The organism is Roseomonas acroporae (genome assembly GCF_023223525.1).
Taxonomy (GTDB): domain Bacteria; phylum Pseudomonadota; class Alphaproteobacteria; order Acetobacterales; family Acetobacteraceae; genus Roseomonas_E; species Roseomonas_E acroporae.
The window spans coordinates 1-5,383 of sequence record NZ_JALPRX010000166.1 but is presented as its reverse complement, the minus strand read 5'-3'; the positions used below and the strand labels follow the sequence as shown (position 1 = coordinate 5,383).

6 protein-coding genes are annotated in these 5,383 nt (G+C 76.2%); 1 reads left to right on the top strand and 5 read right to left on the bottom strand.

All coding sequences use genetic code 11. The annotated features are described in order from the left end of the window. The first annotated feature begins 257 nt into the window (after positions 1-257). The gene (locus M0638_RS27040) at positions 258-1,475 is read left to right on the top strand and encodes a M20 family metallopeptidase (protein ID WP_248670064.1); all 1,218 of its coding nucleotides are present in this window, start codon (positions 258-260) and stop codon (positions 1,473-1,475) included. Positions 1,476-1,606: 131 nt separating this feature from the next. Here M0638_RS27040 and M0638_RS27035 read toward each other — a convergent pair whose 3' ends face one another. From M0638_RS27035 to M0638_RS27015, 5 genes are all read right to left on the bottom strand, one after another. Next, positions 1,607-2,032: a DUF2934 domain-containing protein gene (locus M0638_RS27035; RefSeq protein WP_248670063.1), complete on the bottom strand. Its 426-nt coding sequence runs from the start codon at positions 2,030-2,032 to the stop codon at positions 1,607-1,609. A gap of 299 nt (positions 2,033-2,331) precedes the next feature. Next, positions 2,332-3,183, bottom strand: coding sequence for a bifunctional 5,10-methylenetetrahydrofolate dehydrogenase/5,10-methenyltetrahydrofolate cyclohydrolase (locus tag M0638_RS27030; protein WP_248670062.1), 852 nt, complete (start codon positions 3,181-3,183; stop codon positions 2,332-2,334). Then, on the bottom strand, positions 3,180-3,551 hold the full coding sequence (locus M0638_RS27025) for a DUF167 domain-containing protein (protein ID WP_248670061.1): 372 nt from the start codon (positions 3,549-3,551) through the stop codon (positions 3,180-3,182). The genes M0638_RS27030 and M0638_RS27025 overlap by 4 nt, the downstream gene beginning before the upstream one ends. Before the next feature lie 13 nt (positions 3,552-3,564). Beyond that, on the bottom strand, positions 3,565-3,864 hold the full coding sequence (locus M0638_RS27020) for a YggT family protein (RefSeq protein ID WP_248670060.1): 300 nt from the start codon (positions 3,862-3,864) through the stop codon (positions 3,565-3,567). A 564-nt stretch (positions 3,865-4,428) separates the two neighbouring features. Beyond that, on the bottom strand, positions 4,429-5,319 hold the full coding sequence (locus M0638_RS27015) for a calcium-binding protein (protein WP_248670059.1): 891 nt from the start codon (positions 5,317-5,319) through the stop codon (positions 4,429-4,431). Positions 5,320-5,383: the final 64 nt, after the last annotated feature.

Below are 5,383 nucleotides of genomic sequence, written 5' to 3'. Positions count from 1 at the left end.
TTGCGGTCGCGGCGCCCAGATCTGCGGCGGGCGCGGGACTGCCGGCTCGGCGGAGCGCGCGGGGCGGGGGTGGGCAGGGCGGGGTGGGCCGGGCCGCCCTCGTCGCGCCAACTCTCGGCGCGCCACCCTCGTCGCGTCGCCGCCGGCCATGTCCCGCGGGTCGTTTCCCCGGGGCCATGTCCCTTGTCTCCGGCCGCGCCGTGCCGTTTCCTCGCGCCGCCGGCCGAGGCATGGCCGGAAGCCAGGGAGCCGGGCCGATGAGCCAGAGCGTCGAAGCAGCGATCCTCGCATGGCTCGCCGACCAGGGCGAGGCGATGCTGGCCGAGCTGGCCGCGATGGTGAACACCGACGGCGGCAGCTACGACAAGGAGGGGGTGGACGCGGTGGGCGCCCAGGTGCGCCGCTTCCTCGAGGCGCGGGGCATCCCGGTGGAGGTGCTGCCGCAGCGGCGCTTCGGCGACTGTCTGCGGGCCACGGTCGCGGCGCCGGGCGCGGACGGGTCGGGGGCGGCGGACGGCGCCGGCAACCGGGGACGGCGAATCGTGCTGATGGGCCACCGCGACACGGTGTTCCCGAAGGGCGAGCCGGCGCGCCGGCCCTTCCGCGTCGAGGGCGGCCGCGCCTACGGGCCGGGCGTGGCCGACATGAAGGCGGGGCTGGTGATGAACCTGTTCGTGCTGGCCGCCTTCGCCCGCTTCGGCGGCGCGCCCGGGCCGCTGGTCGGGCTGTTCACCGGCGACGAGGAGATCGGCTCGCCCGAGGGCCGCGCGGTGATCGAGGCCGAGGCGCGCCGCGCGCGCGTGGTGTTCAACAGCGAGCCCGGCCGCTACCGCGCCGACAACCCCGCGGGCGGGGTGGTGACGGGGCGCAAGGGCGGCGTGTTCCTGCGGCTCGACATCGCCGGGCGCGCCGCGCATGCGGGCGGCAATTTCGAGCACGGCATCTCGGCGATCGGCGAGCTGGCCGAGAAGATCCGCGCCATCCACGCGCTGACCGACCTCGCGCGCGGCATCACGCTGAACGTCGGGCTGGTGAGCGGCGGGCAGAGCGTCAACACCGTGGCGCCGGCCGCGCAGGCCGAGATCGACCTGCGCTACGTCGAGCCGGCCGACCGCGACGAGATCGTGGGCAGGCTGCATGCCATCGCGGCGCGTTCCTTCGTGCCGGGCACGAGCGCCACGCTGACGGTGCGGGGCGAGTTCGTGCCGCTGAACCGCACGGCGGCATCGGACGCGCTGTTCGACCTCTACCGCGACGCGGCTGCCGAGGGCGGCACGGCGCCGGCCGCGGAATTCTCCGGCGGCTGCGCCGACAGCGGCTTCACCGCGGCGCTCGGCGTGCCGACGATCTGCGCGGTGGGGCCGGTGGGCGGGATGGCGCACAGCCCGGAGGAGTTCCTGGTGGTGGACAGCCTGGTGCCGCGTGCCCAGGCGCTGGCCCGCAGCATCCTGCGGCTGGAGCGGGCCGGGCTGTAGCGCGGCACGCCCCGGGATTTCTTCGGGTATCTCCTCCGGGACGACCCGGAGGCGCCCCGAGGGGGAGAACCCTGGGGGGAGAACCCCGGGGGCGGCGGGCACCCGGGTGGCTGCCGGGTGCGCGGCCGCCGTCAGCGCTTGCGGGTGCCCTTGGGCTTGGTCGGCGCGGCCGTCTCGGTCCCGCCGGCGGCGCCGGCCTTGCCGGCGGCCGGTGCCGCCCTGGGCTTCCGGACCTTCGGGGCGGGCTTCCCGGCCGCCTCCCCGGTCGCGTCATCCGCCTGCGCCGACGCCCTGGGCTTGCGTCGCGCGGCAGGGGTTGGGGAAGGGGGAGGGGACGCCGTCAGGTCGGCGGGGATGTCGTCGCCGGGCGAGGCGTCGGCGGGGGTGTCGGGGATGTCGTGGCCGGCCTCGTCCGGCCGCGCGGCCGAGAGCGCCGCATCCTCGGCGGCGATCTCCCGGCTGGCCTGTTCCCAGTGCCGCCGATGGTCCCCCTCCGGGCGTCCCTCGCCCTCCCAGATCGCGTAGGCGCGGGCGCGGACGCGCTCCTCATCCTGCATGACAGACTCCATCCCGTGCTCGCCGCCCCCGTGCCCCGCCGCCCGTGCCCCGCCGCTCATGCCGCGTCCTCCGTGCCGCGGCGCCCATGCCATGGCCGGTTGTCACGACACGATGCCACCGACCCATACGACGAAGGAACCCGGTGGTTCCCGCCCCGGTGACGGGTGCCGGCATGGGGCCGCCGCCTGTCGCGGGGCCTCGCCTGCGGTGTGGATTCGCGGCGCCGGGCGCCTCCGCCGGCCGGCGATCCGCCCCGCCCCGGTACCGCTCAAGCCCGCCCGTATCGGGCCTGACCGTATCAGGCCGCGGTGGCGCGACGCGCCAGCGCCGCCGCCACGGTGTTCTCCAGCAGGCAGGCGATGGTCATCGGCCCGACGCCGCCGGGGACCGGCGTGATCGCGCCCGCGACCGCGGCGGCCTCGGCGAAGGCCACGTCGCCGACGAGGCGCCCGTCCGGCAGGCGGTTGATGCCGACGTCGATCACCGTGGCGCCGGGGGCGATCCAGTCGCCGCGCACCATCTCCGCCCGGCCCACCGCCGCCACGAGGATGTCGGCGCGGCGGCACTCGGCGGCGAGGTCGCGGGTGCGGGAATGGGCGAGGGTGACGGTGCAGTCGGCGCCGAGCAGGAGCTGCGCCATGGGGCGGCCGACGATCTGCGAGCGGCCGAGCACCACGGCGCGGGCGCCGGCGAGCGGCGTGCCGGTTTCGCGCAGCAGGATCATCACCCCCTGCGGCGTGCAGGGCACCAGCGCCGGCCGGCCCATGGCCAGCAGCCCGGCGTTGAGCGGGTGGAAGCCGTCCACGTCCTTGGCCGGATCGAGCGCCGCGATCACCGCCTCGGCGCGGATGTGCGGCGGCAGGGGAAGCTGGACCAGGATGCCGTCCACCGCCGGGTCGTCGTTCAGCGCGGCGACGGTGGCGAGCAGCCCGGCCTCGGTGGTGGCCTCCGGCAGCACGATGGTGGCCGAATCGAGCCCGGCCGCCTGCGCCGCGCGGTCCTTGTTGCGGACGTAGACGACGCTCGCCGGGTCCTCGCCCACGCGCACCACGCGGAGCGCGGGGCGGAAGGGCAGGGCGGCCACGCGTTCGGCCAGCGCCGCGCGCCGCGCCGCCGCCACCGCCTTGCCGTCGATCAGCCGTGCCGTCATGCCGTCCGTTCCAGCCTCTCCAGTTCCGCCGCCAGCGCCGCCGGGTCGCCGGCGACAGCGAGCAGCTTCTCGCGCGAGGACGCGCCCTGCAGCAGCGCCACCGCCCGCGCCGGCAGGCCGAGCGCCCCGGCCAGGGTCGCGCAGGCGGCGCGGGTGGCGCGCCCGTCCTCGGGCGGCTCGGTGACGGCGACGCGCAGGCGCGGCCCGTCGGCCGCCGGGGCGAGGCCGCCGCAGCCCGCGCGCCGCGCCCGCGGCTGCACCTTCACCCGCACCGCGAGCCCGCCCGCCGCCGGCTGCCAGCAATGCGCGGCGGCCGGGCCGGCGGCGGGTCCGGGCGGCGCTTCGGCGGCGGGCGGGCGCGAGGCCATCAGTGGGGGCGCATCAGAAGCTGTAGACGCCGAGGCTCGGCGCGATCTCGCGCAGCAGGATGCGCAGCGCCTCCAGCAGCAGGATCAGGATCAGCGGCGAGATGTCGATGCCGCCGAGGTCGGGCAGCATGCGGCGGATCGGCCGCAGCGCCGGCGCGGTCACCCGCTCCAGGAAGTCGGCGATGCTCCAGACGATGCGGTTGCGCCCGTCGAGCACGCGGAAGGCGAGCAGGAGGCTGATCACGGCCGCCAGGATCAGGGCCCAGATGTAGAGCGAGATCACCCGGTCCACGAGCCAGAACAGCGCTTGCATCCACACCCCCGGTCAACAGGCGCGGCACCCTATCGACGGGGCCGCGTGCGGGCAAGGATGGCGGGCGGCCGCCCGAGGGATGGGGCCGGGGGATGGGGCCGAGGGATGGGACCGGGGGCTGGGGCCGGGGGATGGGGAAAGGGTGGTGGGGAGGGCCGACGGCCGGCCCGCGCGTCCCGCCCCGTGCGACGCCGGCCCGGCCTTTCGCGCCGGTCGCGCCGCGCCGCCGCCGGTCGCTCCGTCATCGGTCGCCCCGTCACCGGTCGCGCCGCGCCGGCGGCCCCTGCCGGGCGGCCTGCCGGCCTCGCGCCGGTCCCGGGCACCGGCCGGGATCCGGGGAAGCGGGCAGCCGGCGCGCGCGGCCGCCTGCCCGGATGGGCGCCGGGACATGCCCGGCGCCGGCCTCTTGCGGGCGGCCGGACCGCCCGGCCGGTCCCGCGTCAAGGCGAGCGAAGGGAGCCTCGCTCCCGGTGGGCCGCCGCCGCGGGGTCCGGGGCGGCGCCCCGGACGGGATGGCGCCGGAAGGGACGGCGCCGGAAGGGGCGGCGAAGGCCGCCGCGCGTGTCAGATGAACCAGTGATCGTCGACGGCGGTGACGCCTTCCAGGGTGATGGCGCCGTACCTGCCGCCCGCGCCGAGGAGGACCAGCGTGCCGTCGTCGAGGCTGATCTCGGTGTGCGACATGCCGTTCAGCGCGATCCGGTCGCCGAGGTCGCCGTGGAAGTTGGTGATGGTGTCGGAGCCGTTCTTGACGTTCGCCAGGTAGACGAAGGTGTTGTGGCCGCCGGCCGAGCCGGCGAGCGTGTCGTTGCCCAGGCCGCCGGTGATGCTGGCCGACCTGGCGGCGGTGATTCCCGACAGGTCGATCGTGTCGTTGCCCGCGCCGCCGTCGATGGTCAGCGCGGTCAGGTGGCCGTCGACCACGCCGGCGCCGCCGAAGGCCGAGCCGTTCTTGATCGTCACGACGTCGCTGCCCGCCCCGGTGGAGACGGAGACGGCGTTCTGCCAGTCCGCGTTGTTGGCGAGCAGGCTGATGTCGACGGTGTCGTTGCCGGCGCCGGTGCCGATCGTGCCGCGCTTGAGGTTCGCGAGCGAGACGCTCGAATCGCTGCCGCCGCCGAAGCTGACGTCGACCTGGACGAAGTTGGACAGCGCGACCTTCGCGCCGGTGTCCGAGGTCACGAGGGCGTTCTTGACGGCGTTGTAGGTGCTGCCGAGCACGTCGAAGTCGAAGGTGTTGCTGGCGGTGTCGTAGGAGACCCCGACCGAGCCGCCGGTGCCGCCGCCCGCGACGCCGGCCACGGCGATCGGGGCGCCGTTGACCAGGGTGCCGACGCTGCCGCCGGTGCCGCCGGTGCTGCTGGCCGCGGCGCCGTCCTGGAGCGTGCCGTCGCCGATGCTCAGCGAATAGCCCTCTGCCCTGCCGTTGTTGCCGAAGGAGACCGTGAAAGCCATCGCGTCCTCGCCGAAGCCGTTAGAGCATGCTGCGTTTGATCGGAATCGGGGTTCCGAAACGGGT

Coding starts and splice junctions, on each gene's coding strand:
- M0638_RS27040 (WP_248670064.1), top strand. CDS start 258: ATGAGCCAGAGCGTCGAAGCAGCGATCCTCGCATGGCTCGCCGACCAG.
- M0638_RS27020 (WP_248670060.1), bottom strand. CDS start 3,864: ATGCAAGCGCTGTTCTGGCTCGTGGACCGGGTGATCTCGCTCTACATC.
- M0638_RS27030 (WP_248670062.1), bottom strand. CDS start 3,183: ATGACGGCACGGCTGATCGACGGCAAGGCGGTGGCGGCGGCGCGGCGC.
- M0638_RS27025 (WP_248670061.1), bottom strand. CDS start 3,551: ATGGCCTCGCGCCCGCCCGCCGCCGAAGCGCCGCCCGGACCCGCCGCC.
- M0638_RS27035 (WP_248670063.1), bottom strand. CDS start 2,032: ATGCAGGATGAGGAGCGCGTCCGCGCCCGCGCCTACGCGATCTGGGAG.
- M0638_RS27015 (WP_248670059.1), bottom strand. CDS start 5,319: ATGGCTTTCACGGTCTCCTTCGGCAACAACGGCAGGGCAGAGGGCTAT.